Source organism: Parapedobacter sp. SGR-10, assembly GCF_011030405.1.
In the GTDB taxonomy this organism is placed as follows: Bacteria; Bacteroidota; Bacteroidia; order Sphingobacteriales; family Sphingobacteriaceae; genus Sphingobacterium.
Genome location: NZ_JAAJTJ010000007.1, coordinates 23,825 through 42,240, shown reverse-complemented (window position 1 = coordinate 42,240; position 18,416 = coordinate 23,825). Strand labels below are relative to the sequence as shown.

14 protein-coding genes are annotated in these 18,416 nt (G+C 44.3%); all 14 read right to left on the bottom strand.

The window, feature by feature from the left end; genetic code table 11:
* Nucleotides 1–70: 70 nt before the first annotated feature.
* The gene (locus G5B00_RS07545) at nucleotides 71–898 is read right to left on the bottom strand and encodes a phosphodiester glycosidase family protein (protein ID WP_163872919.1); all 828 of its coding nucleotides are present in this window, start codon (nucleotides 896–898) and stop codon (nucleotides 71–73) included.
* 51 nt (nucleotides 899–949) lie between these two features.
* Entirely contained in the window at nucleotides 950–1,105 is a 156-nt protein-coding gene (locus G5B00_RS07540; protein WP_163872916.1) for a hypothetical protein, read from the bottom strand.
* A gap of 129 nt (nucleotides 1,106–1,234) precedes the next feature.
* On the bottom strand, nucleotides 1,235–2,062 hold the full coding sequence (locus G5B00_RS07535; protein WP_163872914.1) for a phosphodiester glycosidase family protein: 828 nt from the start codon (nucleotides 2,060–2,062) through the stop codon (nucleotides 1,235–1,237).
* Nucleotides 2,059–4,407 carry an alpha/beta fold hydrolase gene (locus tag G5B00_RS07530; protein ID WP_163872910.1) on the bottom strand — a complete coding sequence of 783 codons (2,349 nt, stop codon included), beginning with the start codon at nucleotides 4,405–4,407 and terminating at the stop codon, nucleotides 2,059–2,061. The genes G5B00_RS07535 and G5B00_RS07530 overlap by 4 nt, the downstream gene beginning before the upstream one ends.
* 32 nt (nucleotides 4,408–4,439) lie before the next feature.
* Complete coding sequence (locus tag G5B00_RS07525) at nucleotides 4,440–5,090, bottom strand: DUF5017 domain-containing protein (protein WP_163872907.1); 651 nt, start codon at nucleotides 5,088–5,090, stop codon at nucleotides 4,440–4,442.
* A gap of 228 nt (nucleotides 5,091–5,318) precedes the next feature.
* A complete protein-coding gene (locus tag G5B00_RS07520; protein WP_205966343.1) occupies nucleotides 5,319–6,443 on the bottom strand; it encodes an SGNH/GDSL hydrolase family protein in 1,125 nt (374 codons plus the stop codon).
* A gap of 44 nt (nucleotides 6,444–6,487) precedes the next feature.
* Complete coding sequence (locus G5B00_RS07515) at nucleotides 6,488–7,504, bottom strand: DUF5017 domain-containing protein (RefSeq protein WP_163872904.1); 1,017 nt, start codon at nucleotides 7,502–7,504, stop codon at nucleotides 6,488–6,490.
* 55 nt (nucleotides 7,505–7,559) lie between these two features.
* Nucleotides 7,560–8,396, bottom strand: coding sequence for a phosphodiester glycosidase family protein (locus G5B00_RS07510; RefSeq protein ID WP_163872901.1), 837 nt, complete (start codon nucleotides 8,394–8,396; stop codon nucleotides 7,560–7,562).
* 51 nt (nucleotides 8,397–8,447) lie between these two features.
* Nucleotides 8,448–9,857, bottom strand: a complete 1,410-nt coding sequence (locus G5B00_RS07505) for a phosphodiester glycosidase family protein (protein WP_163872897.1) — start codon at nucleotides 9,855–9,857, stop codon at nucleotides 8,448–8,450.
* A 44-nt stretch (nucleotides 9,858–9,901) separates the two neighbouring features.
* Nucleotides 9,902–10,870 (bottom strand): DUF5017 domain-containing protein, encoded by a 969-nt coding sequence (locus tag G5B00_RS07500; protein ID WP_163872894.1) that lies wholly within the window; start codon nucleotides 10,868–10,870, stop codon nucleotides 9,902–9,904.
* 46 nt (nucleotides 10,871–10,916) lie between these two features.
* Nucleotides 10,917–12,533: a RagB/SusD family nutrient uptake outer membrane protein gene (locus tag G5B00_RS07495; RefSeq protein ID WP_163872890.1), complete on the bottom strand. Its 1,617-nt coding sequence runs from the start codon at nucleotides 12,531–12,533 to the stop codon at nucleotides 10,917–10,919.
* A 37-nt stretch (nucleotides 12,534–12,570) separates the two neighbouring features.
* Nucleotides 12,571–16,038, bottom strand: coding sequence for a SusC/RagA family TonB-linked outer membrane protein (locus tag G5B00_RS07490; RefSeq protein ID WP_240894420.1), 3,468 nt, complete (start codon nucleotides 16,036–16,038; stop codon nucleotides 12,571–12,573).
* Between the two features lie 216 nt (nucleotides 16,039–16,254).
* Complete coding sequence (locus G5B00_RS07485) at nucleotides 16,255–17,382, bottom strand: FecR family protein (RefSeq protein WP_163872888.1); 1,128 nt, start codon at nucleotides 17,380–17,382, stop codon at nucleotides 16,255–16,257.
* Between the two features lie 111 nt (nucleotides 17,383–17,493).
* Entirely contained in the window at nucleotides 17,494–18,069 is a 576-nt protein-coding gene (locus G5B00_RS07480; RefSeq protein ID WP_163872884.1) for an RNA polymerase sigma factor, read from the bottom strand.
* Nucleotides 18,070–18,416 lie beyond the last annotated feature (347 nt).

The window sequence follows — 18,416 nt, the reverse complement described above, 5'->3', positions numbered from 1 at the left end:
GCAGAAACCTTCTTTTTTCACCTGTGCGCAACGCTGCGCACAAGTGTATTTCACTCTTCAAACCGTCTTATTACGGCAGGAAATACAGAAAATTAGGACGCAAACGTTCCCTGGTCCCCTGTTTATCTATTTTGGGAGTGATCAATGTACCGTTTATGACGACAGAGGTACTGCCCCCTCCGTCCAGCATAAAGGCAAATTTCACCCCTTCATTTTTTAGTATGCGGATAACATCCATGGACGTCATCCCCTTTCCGTCAAAACCTCGCCCTCCGCAGCTCAAAAACACAATGTCCAGGTTCTCCATTTGTGCGATGATCTGTCTCGGATGTACGGCTTGAAATGCAGGTGTCAGGCTCAATACACCGTCATCCACCGGTTTAAAATTTTCGATCAATGGAATAAATGCAGTCAAGGCACTTGAGGCACCATCCTTTAATATCATCTCCGGTGTCGTATCGGGAGGATAAGCGACCAATTCATTGTTGGCTTTGATCCCTAAGATATATCGATGTTTACGTGGTGGCAAGTCTTGTACGACATGGCTATCTATAATCTGTACACCTACAGGCAATAGCTTATCGTCTTTACTGTTTCTTTTTATACCCATAGAAGCATTGATGGCCAACGATGCTCCCACACGCTTGGCAAACTGATGTACCGTTTCGCCTTCCAATACCGTACTGTGTGCCGTCCTCATTTTGTTCAGGTTGCCTTGACTGTCTTTGTGCCTGATGCGGGTAAGGTAATAAAATGTCTCGGACGGCCCGTCATAATGCTTGGTAATCGTATAGTTGTCATCCTTGTATATCTGATTTTGAACCTCATCTACCTGGGTATAAGCCCGACCGGAAAATAGAAATGAAACAAGGAATATAATAATGTGTATAGTCTTCATACTGCAAAATTATGTTTTTTTAAATTATTAAAAATTTATTACACTTATCATCTACTGATAGGGCAACCGCATCAAAACGCCAAAACCTTGATAAGGTAGGGTGTACAATGGAAACAGTCGTATGATATAGGACATATTACCGTCATGAAAAATGTCGTAGGCATGCCTTTTCGGTAAAAAAGCCGTCATCTCTATATCAAATCCCATAGGGATGACCTTACGGTATGGTCGCTTTCCGATAATCGGAACAGGCTCTAAGGAGCTTGGATGTGGGGTTGCTTGCCCTTACCATAGGGTTCGCCCCTCTGGGGCTTATTTTGATGCGATTGCCCTGATCTACTGATGAGACATGAAATATAGGAAATTTGGACGTAAGCGTTCCTTAGTGCCGTGTTTATCTATTTTGGGAGTAATCAATGTATCATCGATTACGGTAGAAGTACTTCCTCCACCATCCAACATAAAGGCGAATTTTACCCCTTCTTTTTGTAGAATGCGTATAACATCTGTCGCTAACATACCTTTCCCTTCAAAACCTCTACCTCCACAACTTAAAAACACGATATCCAGATTTTCCATCTGCGCAATGATCTGTCGAGGATGTACCGCTTTAAAGTTTGGCACCAAATCCAACAGACTTTCATCCACAGGCTTGAAATTTTTGATCAATGGAATAAATGCCGTCAGCGCATTTGCTGTACCGTCTTTCAATATCATTTCCGGCGTTGTACCCGGAGGATAGGCGACCAGTTCATTGTTCGGTTTGATGCCAAGCGTGTAAACTCTGCTTTTGCGTTGTTGAAGTATCTTCCCTTCCAAAATCTGTATCCCTACGGGCAACAGTTTGTCCTCATCCGTTTTTCTTTTTATCCCCATGGAAGCATTGAAGGCCAAAACTGCTCCCATACGCTTCGCAAACTGATGTACTGCTTCGCCTTCCAATACCGTACTGTGTGCTATCCTCAACTTGTTCAGGTTGCCTTGACTGTCCTTGTGCTTGATACGGGTAAGGTAATAAAATGTTTCGGATGGTTCATCGTAATGCTTGCTGTACGAATACCAATTCTCTGCTCTTTGCTTTGTCTTTTGTTGTGCATGACAACCTATTGTGGCCACGACGAACAGCAACAGGATTATCCCTATATATTTCATCTTATTCTTCATTTAGTTAAATTTACAAAAAAACTACTAACCAGTCCATACCGATCCCTCGACAAACGATTGATGTCATGAGGGTAAGCCGTATGCAGCTGTTTTTCTTTTCCATATAACCGATAAACGGATCTCACCGAAGCTAACATTTCCTGCAAAGCTTTATGATCGGTATGCGGGTCCATATCCGGTGCGACGACGAGTACTGGTTTAGGTGCCAGCATAGCCATGATTTCACCAAAATCCACCGGTACGTCCTCCGGCTGTCCTGCAAAAAAACCTAAACGCGGCATAAAGCCGTGAAGATGGGAATACGTGCGAATGGATTCGTATTGACTATTTGCCGTTCGCCACGGCGAGAAGGCAGCGACAAGGGCCACCCCTGCTACCCTACTATCCAATGCTGCCGCCATCAAAGAGACGCTTCCACCAATGGTATTTCCTAACAAGTAAATACGATCATTATCCAAATACGCTAAATCTTCTGCTGCATCGATACAACTTCTCACATCACGAACCATCTTGCCCATCTTCGACCACTTGGGATAGCGCGTATAAAAATTTTTGGCTTCCTCGATACGCGTTCCAAAACCGTACATATCGATTGCCAGTACGGCAAAACCACTTTTCACTAACTCAGCAAACAGTTCGGCTGTTCCCTTACGTCCATTTTTGTCGTAACCTTTGGAAAACCCAGTAGAGTACGCATATTGGTGTGAATATATGATCACAGGGATCTTGCCGCTTTCAGGCAACATCATATTACCCTTACTATCTGCCGGACAGTACAATACAGCAGAAATTCCGTCACCAAGTGCCGCATAAGGACTGATATAAACAGCTTTGGCTCCCTTCACCACGGGTTTAGGGTTTGTCCCTTCAATCCAATCGTGTTGGGGACGTGGCCAAGAACCTACATCAATAGCCCTGATACCAGGAGGCTCTTCTCCCAATAGCCAATTCAAACTTGAAGCAATATGATCTCTGTTGCTATTCCATTCTTCTAAGCTCTTGTACGCATCGGAGAGACGCACTTTCCCGATTGCCTTGGCTTGCGTCTGCTCAGCTTCATTTCGTTTCAGCCAGTCCTCATAGTCGTAGGCAAAATACAGCTGGTTTTGCCACTTTTGGTCACGCCGTTTGAAGTAAGTATCCAAAAAGTCAATGGTCTGCTCGACATCTCTCGCAGGCACAGGCAGGTGCCCCCCCATCCGCGTGTGCACACCGACACGCTCAGGCACACCCATAAAATCATATACTTTCTTTACCGAATAATAATTCTGCTCGATAGACCAGGAATTGAGCCCCGACTCGAGAATAGAATAATGAAACAGCAATGCTCGGGGCGCAACTAATGCGGCCAATAGATTTTGATCCACAGGTAGTTTGTGTTCTCTTCCGGAGAAAAAGTTAAGTCGCGGATGAAACCAATGTCCATTCCAAGCAGTGACATAATCCAATGTCTCACTAGCGTATTGCGGATCACAGTAACGCCAAGGCATATCTCCCCCGGTACTCGAACTACTCGAGACGACTGCTGCTATACGCTCATCAAAAGCCGCTGCCCACAAAGATTGCTTGCCATTGCGAGAATGTCCCGAAATAGCAATTTGATCAGTATTGACCTCCTTCCGGGTGAATAAATAATCTACGACCCTAGAAGCTCCCCAAGCCCGACGGGCCAATCCGCTAAAGTCATAATCCGGATAGATATACATATAGGGATCCGTATCGTCCCTCAAGTCGGCCCCCGCATATACACAGCCGATATACCCCCGCTTGACAGCCAATTGTGCCCAGTCCCGATGATTCCACTGTGTCATAAAGACCGGACGCTTCTCATCACCCTGTTCAGACTGTGGAATCATCAGCTCAAACGTCATCTTTGCTCTATGTCCGGGGCCAAAGTTCAACTGTATCATTTGAATCCTCACACCTCTGGTCAATGTATCCGACAAGATAACGGCCTGGAGATTGTCTGGAGCAGGAGGAAAATGACCCGATACCCAATATTGGTATTGCTCTTTGATCCAATCGCGCCTTTTTTGCCATTGAGCGTCCGTGGTGATGGCTGTTTCTCGTCCATCCTCGTACTGCACTAAAGGCTCGGGCAGCATGGGTGTAGATCGCATTTGGGAAAAATCCGGTGGCAATTCGCCGGAACGCTTTAACCAGTCCGTCCAAACACTATCCTGTACGCTCACACGACGCGTGTTTTCCCGAAACAGTTGATCAATATTGATCTGAAGGACTTCCTTGAGATATTGTTGTCTTCTCTCCATATCTGGTCCCTGGGCAAAAAGGAAGTCGCTAGCAAAAATACTTACACCTATCCATCCAATGATTATCCACCGCATAATTTTATCTGAATTTTATTAAGTACCAATTATCAATCTTCCAAAGTTTGTGGTTTTGAAACAACCCATGCTTCTGTCTCCGCTTGAAGGTAGTCCAAAGTCTTTCCATGATTGCCACGCAATACGATCTGAGAAGTTGAAATATTCGGTCTGTTCGGACGAAATTTACCTTTGGTAAACAATTCCCACTCGGCTTTGGTATGATCAACTAATGTTTTTCCGGCTTCTCCTTTTACAATCTCGAAATTTCTGATCCGAATCTGGCTTTGTGCGCCGTGCACCGTTTGATCCTTAACGACCTGCTGGAATGCAATAGTATAGGTTCCGCCCGAACTCAAAAGATCAGAAATATCCGCACTCACTTTGGTAAATGTACTTTTTTCTTCATCTCCAGTTTCCAATTTGGGTAACGTAAACCTGTCGGTGATATCTATCCACTTGGCTCTATTTATGTTCTTAGCGGTAGCACCTCCCTTAAAATCTTTGGACAGCAAAACGTGAAAACCGCTTGTTGCTTGAGTCCCTCCCTTAACATTCATCGTAAAAGAAATCAATACCGGTTCTTTTTGGCTTTGCTCCTCTTTCGGATCGCTTGAGTTGTTAATTAAATCTAACGAATGCGCAGGAGTGAATAACATACTTCCCACAACAAACATTACGGCTATTATCTTTTTTAGTATCATAATATTTTTTTTTGTTCCTATTTTTTTGTACATGACTGAATACCACAAAATATATGCGATGCAGTCGCAATTTTCATTACATCCTCGATATACCACTCGGAGCCGGAAAGACGAGATATTTAATCACTCTTCATTTTTATGCGTCCCTCTATCCCAAACACGCCCCGCATCGAGAAAGTTGCAACGAAGGGAAGTGAGAAAGACGTTTGTAACGTCAGAACACAAATCTTAATTCACGATAGGTACAAGTACCTCCATTAACTTGGGCTTGATGACATTGATCATCCGATCAAATCCCATATCGTTAGGGTGGGTTCCGTCAATGGTACCCTCATGATCATGACCCAAAAAGTCATCTGCCGGAATAAAATAAAGATTTTTCATGCCCTTTTTGAGCAGTTTCTCCACCTCAGTTTTGACATTATCATTCTGTTCCCTGATACGCTTGCCCGATGCCAGATTGAAATATCCGCGTTCCCGGATGACACTCTGCATCACGATAATCGGTGCATCGGGGTGCTTCTTCCGAATGGTTTCGATCAGATAGGCCGTACGTTGGGTCACCTGACTGGGCGAACTGTTGGGTATACAATCCAACAGAAAGGCGTCTGCTTCAAAGGAAGCAATCATATCGACCACACTTTTTTCCATTTTAGCGCTCCCTCCCATTCCCAGATTGAGAAACTCAATACCTGTCTCCCGCGACAGCCTAGCCGGATAAGCAAGTCCGGATCTACTGGCGGAAGCACCTTGTACTATACTCGACCCGTATACCAATACCCTTTTCTGAAAGGGATAGGCGCCTGCCTGCATCGTCGAGCCATCATCTACTCCTACTTCCAAGCGAGTCGTCTCATCGTACAATGGCAGGTACAAGAGGCATTCCTTTTCCTCCTTGTCCATTCCCTGTATAATCGTGGTGGAAGCGCAGTCCTGCCCTTCACGTGGCCTGGCTATACCGGCATATTGCCAACGGCCGTTTCTCTTGATATAAAGATCCAATCCTCTGTACGCCACACCAGTCATCGTCGCCGAAGCTGTCGTACCGGCTGTGCACCATTTTGCATATATCGTCGGACTATTGGTCTTGAAAGACACCGCCAACCCTCCGGATTGCACGACACGCTTCTTTACAGCCCTAGGCAAATCGTCAAACACATTGGTATCTATCCGATGGAATATCTTTTCGGTCGGAGCGATCTTGCCAACGAGTGTAAGGTCTTTTGCCGGGGTATAAGCAATCTTGGGACGCTGTTGCGCAATACCACACGTAAACAATGACATCATTATCCACAGCCCACAAAATGCCAATGCTTGCTTTAGACAATTTATATTACCTTCCTTTCTATTCATATATTCAATATTTGTCTATCTTAAAAAACTCTCTGTCACAGCGATTATTCAGGGATGACGATCGTCACGTGCTTAGCCACACTTTCACCACTACCATCATCTTTCGATAATACGAATACGGCATTATATTCGCCCGGACCGTTATAATTGAAAGCAAAAGTCTTTACTGCCGGTTGATGGCTCTGCTTCACCCGAAGCGGACGGTCGGGCTCAATACTAATATCGGACAGCGTTATCGGCTCGGCGATCGCCCAACATTCTGTCTCTGTATCCAAATGTTCCATATTAGCAGTAACATTACCGTGGTTCCCCCGTAACGTGAGAGTCGTAGCGCTGAGCACATTTCTACCACTACGGAAATTACCAATTTCAACAAACTTAAATCCCGCTTCCCCAATCGTAGTGGACAATACAACTGGGGCTTCCCCTTCCATTCCACCACTCATTGTCCAGTTACGAACACGGAAAGCCGTATATATATTGTCAAGTACACCATCTACGACCTGACTTTGTGTGATATGCCGTGCGGCCAGATAAAGTGGTTTTCCCTCGCTGGTCAAGTCTGCAATGTTCACAACACCCGATTCGTGATATACTGTAGTTCCAGACTCAAACGGTGAGATCGTAAACCTGTCGGTGATATTCTCCCATTCAGCCGCGCGTATATCGGCCTCCGAATCGCCGCCGTTAAAATCAGTCGAAGCCATGATCGAGAAAACATCCACATCGCAACCCTGATCTCCATAGCTACAGTTGGTTTCGAACGACAGATTCAGTTCTTCCAGCTTCTGAACACTGCCGTCTCTGTTTTCATAATTTCCACCGATATCGCCCGAAAAGAAAGCAATATCAAGTCCATCTGTACCGCTCAGCTGAAAAGTGACCCGCTTTTTGGGATTGCCTTCGGTATCCACGCCATCTTGAACAGTATACCCTACCAGTTCAAACTCACCAGATGATCCATCGTCGTCGTTGTTTTCCCCCTTCTTACATCCCTGTAGCATCAGAGAGCCAATAGTCATGATGATCAATGTACGATAAATAAATGCGTAGTATTTCATAACTCTATTTTTTTAAAAATTCAATGTTTATAACTCTTTGGTTTTCTTTAATTTGTTAATTATCCTCCATGACATACAGAAAATTAGGACGCAATCTTTCCCGGGTTCCGTTGTTATCGATTTTTTTTGTGATCAGCTGATCTTTAATCACCGTTGATGTACTGCCTCCACCATCTAAGTTAAACGCGAATCGCACGCCCAACTCTTTCAATATCCTCATCATCTCTTTGGCAGTCATGCCATCCCCGTCAAACCCTCTTCCACCGCAGCTGAAAATCAACAGGTCAAGATTGTCAAACTGGGCGATCACCTGACGGGGATGCTTTACAGCCGAATTGCCTCTTATTGCAAGCACTTCGTCCGATACCCATTCATGGTTTTCTATAAGCGGGTAAAAAGCCGTAAGCGCAGTATTGGTCCCATCGTTCAGGATATCCTGTGCAGTGGTACCGGGTGCATACGCCAGGAGTTCGTTGTTGTCTTTAATCCCCAACGTATACGCCGTGGTATTCAAATCCTGTATGATCTCCCCGTCTATAATCTGGATCCCTGTGGGCTGTCGCTGGTTATCGGGCAGGTTATCCAATCCCTGCGAACCATTGATCGTCACAGCAGTTTCGTTCCGTATCGCAAAAGCCCTGGCGGTCTCTCCCTCCGCTCTGTTTGCAAATTGCGTGTGAAGCCTGATGATATGACCGTTGTCATCTTTATGTTTTATCCGGGTGAGATAATAGGTTGTATTGGACGCCTGATCATGCGCTTTAGACAATGTCAAATATTTGGCAAACGCCCATTCCGTTTCCGGCTTATCTTCAGGTGTGTTCTGCGCATTACAGCCCAACACCAGAAAAAGACATCCCATGACTACCAACTTCTTTCTTATCCTTTTCATGTTTGTATTATTTTTCTATTTAAAATTTATCTGTGCGAACTCCTATCATATCTACTTCACGTAAACTATACTCCGGACAGCCCGTTGCACACCTTCGCTCGGAACATTGACGAGGCCGTTGGTACCATGATCCTTGACAAACATCGTCGTCGATCCCCCACCATCGAAGTTCATGGCATTGCGCGATCCTAACGCCTGTAATATCTTCGCCAATTGTGTCGTGGTTACACCCGTCACTCCATTTTTGTTGTCTACAGCCACCATAAACACACGTTTACCATCGCCCGTCACGCCCAGCCCCGTCCTCGCAGTAGACTGTGTATTATGTGAATTATCGGGATTCACAATATCGATTACCCCGTCAACGAGCAGCATCGGCCCGCACACAATTATGTTCTCGGCCTCCGAAACCGGGATGGCAGCGGCCACCTGATTCAGTGTACCTCCACTGGTTCCCAATCGCCTGACCGACGCCACATTGTTGTGTATAAGTAAAGCTGCATTTGCAAAATGTACACTCACACCCGAAGTATGGCCCTGCTGTACCGTTTCTCCGTTGATCCTTATATAAGGATCCTTGTCCACTGTTTCGCCCAACGGAAAATATCCCGCATTGATGCCGGCCACCGCACTATAGTTATTGCACATCGTAACGGTAGCGGCATTGGTGGTCGAAAAGCCGATTCCCAACGTGTTGGATGCATTCAACGTAACGTCCAAAACATGTACCCTTCGTGTCGTTGAACCAAACAAGGTGAACTCACCGGTTTTGTAAACAAGTCCGGGCCTTGCCGTATGCGTCGTCCAACTGTATGTGGCAACTTTATTTTGGTCAATATCCACATCAATATTCAAGGCATTCGAGACCTGATCGAATTTGGTTACTGTAATATCCGCACTTGTCGCAGCGCCTAAATCGGGTGCAAGCACCGTCAAGGTGTTCTTTGTCGCTTCTACGACTGTCCCCTCTATCGTCCCAAACTTCACGATATTGTCCTCTTTTTTCAAGCTAAAGTGTGCTCCAGCGATAACCACTGTAGAATTATAAAAACACGTAGAAGTCACGGAGGTAAGCAAGGGGGCAGTGTTACCTATGTAGTAAAAATCTACGGCATTGGAGGGCATGCTCGAAGCGAATACCCGGACACTTGCTGTCCTATCCGAAAATCCCTCAGGCGCTTCCACTTCTATTTTCGTGTCGTTAACTGAAATAACAGTCGCCTCTATCGTGCTAAACCGGATCTTCACTTTGGAACGATCGGTCCCGAAGCCGTTTCCGGTTATCGTGACTACATCGCCCGCTACCCCGGTCTCCGGCGACAGCGTAGTAATAACAGGTTCTGAAGGATGAGAAAGGCCTTCTCTATCATAAATTCCTTCCTTATCTCCACAGGAGATCGTCAAAAAAGGTAATGTCAGGAGAACCTGTACAAAACGTAAAAAACTCCATTTATTTCTCATGAATATCGATGTTAAGGTTTTATCTCTATCTGTGCCACTACTTCTTACGGAACAATGATGTTCAGTTCTTTTACTACTTTTGCTTCACCTTTGGTCGTGATATTAGATGCTACAAAAGCAACTTTGTAGGTACCGGGCTTATCATAGACATACGCATATTCTTTTAATACGGGATCAATGCGGCTTTTGATGCCAGTGGGTCTATCTGGCCCTAAATCTATCTCTTTCTCCAGAACAATAGGAGGTGATACAGCCCAGACTCCAGCCATAAAAGGGAGATTCTCTGCAAGGATATTTGCACGGAACCGCAAGCGTGTAGGCTGACTGACCGTGCGAGCTGACCTACCCGGTGTATCGGCATCATCAGGTCCAAAATGGTATAAGGGCAAAGCTGCATCCCTTTGGTTGGCAACCGTCTCTGTTCCTAAAACCGTCTCTGCATTCACTTTAAATTCATGTATGTCCCATGTGGTATATGCCGCCGATGCTGTTCGCGGAGGTGTGATATATTTGAATGCAATGTACAAGGGTTGTCCGGTGACCAACAGATCAGAAATATCTGCACTGGTCGTGGTACGAGTGGTCGCATCATGTGCCTTCGGTAAAGCAAACCTTGCCGTGATATCTGTCCAGCCCTCTCCTGCTTCGGTCACCGTACCATCGAAACTATTAGTCGCATGTACGGACAGCTGGTCCCAGTCGGGATCTGTTCCCGCACCTACCGCCGCAAGGTATTCAAACGACATCGTCAGCGCATCCACGCCTATGACATGTCCGTCTCTGTAAGCATATTCATGAAATACCTCCCCTGAATAGAAGGAAATGATATCGGCATTACCTTCCAGATTAAATACGATCTGTTGTACAGGATTTCCCAAACTATCAATACCATCTCTCACCGCATAGTCAATAACGTTGAACGAAGGTGCATCTACCATCAGATCGTTATCCTTATTGCAACCGAATAAAAACAGCAAGCAGGATAATATCGGATAAAAATACATTATTTTCATAATCTTATATTTTATAAATTCAATATTCATGATATAATTCTTAGCGTTACCATCCTGGATTCTGTACCAGTTTCCTATTCAGATTCATCTCACGCGTAGGTATCGGAAGCAACTTATGTCTATTCGTAATCATTCCCAATGCCGCTGCGACTGTTCTCGCCTGTGCTGAAGGAACCGAAGGCTCGGTTGCCGTCAGATAAAGGTCGGAAAGCGCTCTCATCGAAGAAATATAAGTCCCCCATCTCACCAAATCAAACTTACGTAGACACTCAAACGCCAGTTCTCTGGAACGCTCGTCCTGAATCGCCAATAGAAAAGATACTTTATCGGTTTTATCCTCATCCGCCACATCGCTTATAGGATTCGGGATCAGTAGATCTGCATCGGTATAAGGAAATCCAAATGCTCGACGTCGAACCATATTGAAATATTTGACTGCATCCGGGCTCGGACCGTTCAATTCATTTTCTGCTTCCGCAAACATCAGCAACACATCCGCATAACGGAGCAAAGGAAAATTGATAGGTGTATATCCCTGTGATTTAGGAGCAAACGTTTCTTCCGACCGCCTGTATTTACCGGCATAGCGTGTCCAAATAGCAGTATTGGCGAGGGGTGACTCAATATTGGAGTCCGATGGAGAATAGGTAAACGGAGCTAATGTCCTGTCCCTGCGGGAATCTCCCTCTTCGTACAATAGGTAAAGCCTACCTGATCCCCATACATTGGCATTACTGACTCCTACCTCCGGACTAGTCGTATATATACCGATATAGTTCCCCAACATACCTGCCTGTCTTGGTCGGTCGGTACGGTTACCAAAAAACTCTACTTCCCAAATAGATTCTTTGATATCGTATTCATCTGCCGCTAATCTTCTAAATACATCGTCGAAAGATGGATTCAGTTCATGTTCGCCAGAACTGATCACAACGTAGGCCCAGTCTCTGGCATTCTGGTATTTCGAGACATCCTTGATCGGTTCACCTGCCCAATACAGATATACGCGGGCAAGTATCCCCGCAACGGCAGACTTGTTGACCCTGCCACCGAAACCTACCTCCGTAGCGGTAGGAACAAGCTCATAGGCTGCTTCCATATCTTTGGTAATCTGCTCGTAGACCTTCGTTGGAGGAGCCTGCTCTATGTCATTGAAATCCGGTGTATCAGTCGACTGCAATGGCATCGGTACATTTCCGTAGTTGGACACCAACAGAAAATAGTAATACCCTCTCAAAAACATGGTTTCTCCTCTTACTATTTCTCTTTTGGCATCGTCCATATCAGCATCGTCCAGCTTTTCGAGCATCATATTGGCCAGGTTTACCCCCTCGTACAATGCTCTCCATAAATTGGCCACGTGAGTCGCACTAGGGTTGTATAAAAACTGTCCGGGCAGGGTACGCTCCGGTCCTTTGCGGTATAGCCCGTCATCGCCTTCGGTTCCCATAAAGGTAAAATATGCTGACGAATACAGCGGGGCTCCGTTTCGTGTATCGGACATCTTGTTGTATATCCCGATCAAAGCCGTATTTATCTGCTCTTCATTTTTGTAAAAAAACTCGGGAGAAAGGAAATCTTCCGGCTCGGTGTCTAGAAAATTTGAACAGGAACTGCCTATCAAAATAATGAGCACGGCAAATAAACTCTTTAATGTTTTCATAATATTTCTTTTAATAGTCACCATCATTACTATAATTTTAGAATCTCGCTTTAAGACCAAAAACCAACGTACGGGCATGCGGGTATGCCGAAAAGTCAAACCCAGGGGTCAGCACGCTATTATGCACAGATACCTCAGGATCCATACCTGAATAATTGGTCCATGTCAACAGGTTCTGCGCGGCGACATTCAATCTCAAGGAACTAAGTCCTATGCGCTTTGCCACCGATTGCGGAATGGTGTATCCCAGCATCACTGTTTTCAGTCTCAGGTACGAACCATCTTCAATGACACGGGAAGAAATGACCTGTGGGCCGCCTCCACCTGCGCGGTGTATGGTGTTGCTCGGATTTTCGGGTGTCCAACGGTCTGCCCAGCTTGCATATTGATTAAAGTGATGCACATTGGTGATATTTCCTTCGAATATCAAACGGTTGGCATTGAGCAAATCGTTTCCATAAGACCATTGGAACAGTACGTTCAAATCAAAATTTTTGTAGCTAAAATTATTGGTAAACCCGCCCAAATGCTTTGGCAAGCCACTTCCTATAACGGTCTTATCGCTCGCATCGACCACACCGTCTCCGTTCAGATCTTTGTATTTGATGTCTCCCGGTTGAATAGTCGTTCTTGAATCGCCATTATCGGGAATATTCGTCTTTAGTCTGTACACTCCGGAGGATATTTCGTCAAAATCACTGTATTGGTAAACACCGTCCCAAATATGTCCATAGAACATAGCGGCAGGTGCGCCCACTTCAGCGATGTACATCGGCTCCTGCGCCATTCTGGTGACGAAGGAACTCATCGTGGAAAGCATATTCGGCTGATCTTCATTCAATGCCAATATCTTATTTTTGTTGAAGCTGATATTGAAATTACTTTCCCATATAAAATCTTTGCTGCGAACATTGACCGTATTTAAAGTGAATTCCAGACCTTGATTGCGTACACTTCCGATATTTTTAAAGGCAGTGCTATACCCTGTGGTGTAGGGTATCTGTGCATTCAATAACAGGTCTTTTGTCGTTTTGCGATACCAGTCGAACACAAAGTTGATACGTTCTTTAAATAAGCTCAAGTCATAACCAATATCAAATTGTGTGGTACTTTCCCATTTCAAGTTAGGATTGCTCAATCGATCCATATTCAACCCGAAATAACGGACATTGTTGAAAGAATAACTCGCTAGGTCATTCCATTCAGCAGCAGGCAGATAAGCAAAATCACTGACACGGTTATTACCTGTTACTCCGTAGCTGATCCTCAGCTTGGCATCGGAAACAGCAGGGATATCCTTAAAGAAGTTTTCTCTTCCCATATTCCATGCAAATGCCCCGGAAGGAAAGTATCCCCATCTGTTTTGAGGCGAAAACTTTGACGAACCGTCTGCCCGCATAGTCGCGGTAAAGAGGTATTTAGATCTGTAGTTATAATTTGCACGCGCAAAAAAAGACTGCAACCTGCTTTCGCTTGCACCGATAAAGTTTTCTAAAGGCAATCCCTGCGCTAAACCGTATATCCCAAGTTCTTCGTTAGGAACCTGTATAGCGGAAAACCCGTCCAATGTCGAGCGTCTAGATTGGTGAGTCATCCCTACCATCGCTTCCAGACGATGCACCCTGTTGATTCTTTTTTTATAGGTCAAGATATTCTCGTTCAGCCAATCAAACCGTTGATTGTTTCGGATAGATCCGTTAACACCGTTGATATTATTGGGTCGCAAAGGTGTCCCTCGCACCGTTTTACTGTTGTAAAAAGCATTGTTGCGATACATTACACCTGTCAAACCACCAGTTACTTTCAGTTCCAGGTCGTCTGTAAAATTATAGGTGGCGTAGGCGTTTGTTGTAAAATTGTTCGTGATACGCTCGCGCAACGTTTCTCTGGCAGAAACTAAGGGGTTGATACGGAAGTCCGAACCCTCATCGTCAACATCTTCGTCTACAATATCGTCCAATATATCTCCCAATTCATAATCAAGATCCCCCTCTCTTCCGGTGACAGGACGATATCCCCATGTAGAATATAGCAGATAGCCGCTGATAGTCGTAGAAGATGTCGCGGAAGTACGTCCTAAAATTTGTCCGTAACCTTTTTGGTAGCTATAATTCGCGTTCATCCCGACCTTGAACTTCTTATTGATGGTCTGGTCTAGTGAAATTCTTGCCTGATAACGTTTATACCCTGTATTGAGGATGATCGCATCCTGATCGTAGGCAGAACCCGAGATAGAGTATCTCGTTTCCCTGGTTCCACCCCGGATCGAAAAATTATGTATTTGGGTAAGGCCGGTTTTAAATAGTTCGTCCTGCCAGTCTATAGCTTGTATATTCCGATAAGATTCCAAGGAAGCACCTGCCGGATCATAAGAGGCATGCGATGGGTTCAGATCTGCAGGTGTGTACCTTACCATACCACTATTGCCGTAGCGCTCTATCTGATATTTCACAAATTCGTATGCGCTCAGCATTTCCATCTTTTTAGGTGTCATCTGTGGGCCGACAGATGAATTAAGGGTAATAACGGGAGCACCTACATTCCCTTTTTTGGTTTCGATTACAATGACACCATTTGCTGCCCGCGAACCATAAATAGCTGTGGCAGAAGCATCTTTTAATACGGTTATCGACTCGATATCGTCCGGGTTTATACCTGCATTCTCCGGGTTTTCAATAGGGAAACCGTCGATGACGTATAATGGTGAGTTATCCTGCGTTAAGGAGTTAGCTCCACGAATAACAATATTCATCCCCGATCCCGGTTGTCCGTCCTCTGCCGCAGAGACCTGCACACCAGCTATCCGACCGGCCAATGCCTGGTCAAAAGACGCAACAGGAGCTTTGGTCAACTCCTCCACCTTTACTATTCCTACCGAACCTGTCAGATCCTTTTTGTCTACGGTACCGTAACCGATCACGACCACTTCTTCCACAGAAGTTTCATTTTCGGACAAAACGACGTCTATGGTTTGTCGGTTACCGATCTTGATTTCCTGCCGTTCATAGCCCAAAAAACTGACCACAAGCACAGCATCAGACGGTACATTTGTCAATTGAAATACGCCTTCCTGATTCGTAATCGTACTAATATTTGTATTCTTGACCGATACTGTTGCCCCGGGAAGTATCCTTCCTCCCACTCCTCTCACTGTTCCCGATATAGGCGTCTGTACCTTCGTACGCTCTGCGTATACGTTAGTTTTCGGTTTTGATGATTTATTGACAATGATGGTATTGTCCTTGATCTTATATTCGAAAGGAAGATCGTCCAAAATCTCTTTCATAGCGGTCTCAAGATCCACACTGACCAATGCTATGTTACGGATCCGGACATCCTTGATCTCATTGTACTTGTAGAAAAGGTGGTGCCCGCTTTGTTTGCCTAGGTCCTTGAGAACTTTTTCCAACAAAACATACTCACCTTTGTAACTGACTTTTTGGGAATAGGTCTTGGCTGTAGACAACAGCGTACCCAAAATCACAAAGAATATGGTCAATCGCATAAGTCGAAATATTTGTGAACAGTGAAATTTGTAGATAGGTATTTTACCTAAACAGTTTAAATTCATATTTTTGCAATGTTTGAATTAAGGATTTTTGATTTACAAACGTCATTTTTTCTGATTTGGACACCTTATCTGATAAGGTCTTGACGGAGGTGTTGGTAGCACTTCCGTTTTTTTGTCCAAGCCTATGCTACGGTTCTTTCTTCCATACATTTATTTTTTTTGTCCGACAATTAATTTTCTACCCTCCAGGACGATATCTACGTTTCCGTCCTGCAATACTTCCAATACTTTATCAATATGTTCGCTTCTTCGTATCTGACCTACAAACTCATCCTTGGGTAGTGCGCCCTGGTAGACCAGGTCTATATCATACCATCGGGCCAGTTGGCGCATCAGTACATCTAGGCGTACACGCTCAAACCGGAATATACCTTCCTTCCAAGCCATGACGGAAGACATATCAGCTCGTGCGATCTTATCCTGCCCGTCTTTTGCAGATATCATTTCATATCCCGGTTTGAGTATCTGTGTGCTGGACTGTCCTTTGACCTTGACACTGCCCTGTATCAATGTGGTCCGGACAAATGGTTCTTCCTCATATGCATTAATATTGAATTTCGTCCCCAGAACTTCGATCTCCTGTTGTGGTGTCAATACCTTAAAGGGGCGACTGCCATCGTGAGCAACTTCAAAATACACTTCACCTCGAATATGCACCACCCGCTGATGCGCTTCAAAACTAGATGGAAAGGATATAGAAGATGCATTGTTGAGCCATACTTTCGATCCATCGGGCAGGGTCACCCTATATATCCCTCCCTTGGGAGTCTCAATAGTATTGAGAACAGGCACAGCAGAGCCTGACTGTTCGATTACATCAAAAGAAACAACACCATCTTCTTGTTTGACCACTCTAAAATGATCTCCTTGTTCGACCACGCCATCAGCCATATCGCTCAGTACATACTGCTTTCCACCTGTCGTCAATATGGCCTTATTGCCTCCGGGCAATACAGGTGAATTTTCGGCTTGTACAACATTGTGCTGCGGATGTAAAATTGGTTCTTTGAAAATATAGAGAAATAAACCGAGCAGAACAACCGCTGCCGCGGCTATAGTTGCCTGCCGCAAACGGATCTTTCGCTTGCCGGCAGATTTGTTTTTGACAATATCTACCCAAAGTTCTTCCTTTATTTTTTCCCGATCATATTGAAATATCTTTTCATCACGTTTTTCGGATTGGTCCGCATACCAACTTTCAATACGTCGTTTTTCTTCGGGAGAACATGTGCCTGCCAGGTATTTTTTCAATAATTCTTTAACTTCCTTATGTTCCATACATGTATATCAGTCAGTATCTCTATATATTGAAGACAGGATACCCACCATGGAAGTAGTACACAAAAAGAAAAAAATTGAAAATTTTAAAAAGAAACCAGGTTTTGGTTATCAAAAGAAGAAAAGAACAATGGTTAAGCTTAAGAGAAAATCTAATTTCACCCGTAAAATCTTGAGCGCTCTACTGATTTGTTTTTTCACAGTCTTGTCCGAGAGGTACAATTCATCAGCTATTTCTTTGTAACTCATATACTCTTTTCTACTCATCTCGAAGATTGTCCTCATCCTTTCAGGCAGTGAGGCGATCTGTCGATCTATCTGTTCTTGTAGTACCTTCTCTTGCAAAGGAAGATCTGTTTGGTTTTCACCTTCGGTAAGGTACGAAGCCAAGGATTCCAAATATTTCGCCTGCACTTTTCCATGTGCAAACTGATTAAGCACACGTGAACGAACAGCTATAAACAGATAGGACCGCAAAGATTTAGTAATCTCGGTATGCGAAATTTTCTCCCAAAGACAAACGAAACTATCCTGAACAATGTCTTTCGCCATATCCTCATCATGAGTCATAGATAGGGCTTGCTTAAAAAGAGGTTCCCAATAGCGCTCATAAACCTCTGCAAAAGCCCTATCGTCTCCATGTTTAAGAGCCAATAAAAGTTCGTGTTCACTATACAGATGATACATACGCTAAAGTACTGTTTAAAATATAACTGCCTCTTTATCTCTGGCAGGACTTTTCAATGCAAATAAACAAACTCTATATTAATTCAACATTAACTCTTTATCAATATCTGTAACACAACCTGATGTATACCATTTCTATACCACAATAGTTGTGCTCTTATATTTTTTTGAATATGACCATGACCACAAATCCATACTAACGACAAAGTGTGATTCTCACCATAAATAAGCCCCAACAATATATTGTTTACCCAAACATGAAATGACAATCTTTAGGCAAATCGAGAGTTTATAATTGGGTACGTACCCGAAGATACATAACTTTTTCTGTCAATACAAACATTTTT

What these genes read in the sequence shown, in the direction of transcription:
- G5B00_RS07545 (WP_163872919.1), bottom strand. Translation starts at nt 898, where the DNA reads ATGAAGACTATACACATTATTATATTCCTTGTTTCATTTCTATTTTCC.
- G5B00_RS07540 (WP_163872916.1), bottom strand. Translation starts at nt 1,105, where the DNA reads ATGGGATTTGATATAGAGATGACGGCTTTTTTACCGAAAAGGCATGCC.
- G5B00_RS07535 (WP_163872914.1), bottom strand. Translation starts at nt 2,062, where the DNA reads ATGAAGAATAAGATGAAATATATAGGGATAATCCTGTTGCTGTTCGTC.
- G5B00_RS07530 (WP_163872910.1), bottom strand. Translation starts at nt 4,407, where the DNA reads ATGCGGTGGATAATCATTGGATGGATAGGTGTAAGTATTTTTGCTAGC.
- G5B00_RS07525 (WP_163872907.1), bottom strand. Translation starts at nt 5,090, where the DNA reads ATGATACTAAAAAAGATAATAGCCGTAATGTTTGTTGTGGGAAGTATG.
- G5B00_RS07520 (WP_205966343.1), bottom strand. Translation starts at nt 6,443, where the DNA reads ATGAATAGAAAGGAAGGTAATATAAATTGTCTAAAGCAAGCATTGGCA.
- G5B00_RS07515 (WP_163872904.1), bottom strand. Translation starts at nt 7,504, where the DNA reads ATGAAATACTACGCATTTATTTATCGTACATTGATCATCATGACTATT.
- G5B00_RS07510 (WP_163872901.1), bottom strand. Translation starts at nt 8,396, where the DNA reads ATGAAAAGGATAAGAAAGAAGTTGGTAGTCATGGGATGTCTTTTTCTG.
- G5B00_RS07505 (WP_163872897.1), bottom strand. Translation starts at nt 9,857, where the DNA reads ATGAGAAATAAATGGAGTTTTTTACGTTTTGTACAGGTTCTCCTGACA.
- G5B00_RS07500 (WP_163872894.1), bottom strand. Translation starts at nt 10,870, where the DNA reads ATGAAAATAATGTATTTTTATCCGATATTATCCTGCTTGCTGTTTTTA.
- G5B00_RS07495 (WP_163872890.1), bottom strand. Translation starts at nt 12,533, where the DNA reads ATGAAAACATTAAAGAGTTTATTTGCCGTGCTCATTATTTTGATAGGC.
- G5B00_RS07490 (WP_240894420.1), bottom strand. Translation starts at nt 16,038, where the DNA reads ATGCGATTGACCATATTCTTTGTGATTTTGGGTACGCTGTTGTCTACA.
- G5B00_RS07485 (WP_163872888.1), bottom strand. Translation starts at nt 17,382, where the DNA reads ATGGAACATAAGGAAGTTAAAGAATTATTGAAAAAATACCTGGCAGGC.
- G5B00_RS07480 (WP_163872884.1), bottom strand. Translation starts at nt 18,069, where the DNA reads ATGTATCATCTGTATAGTGAACACGAACTTTTATTGGCTCTTAAACAT.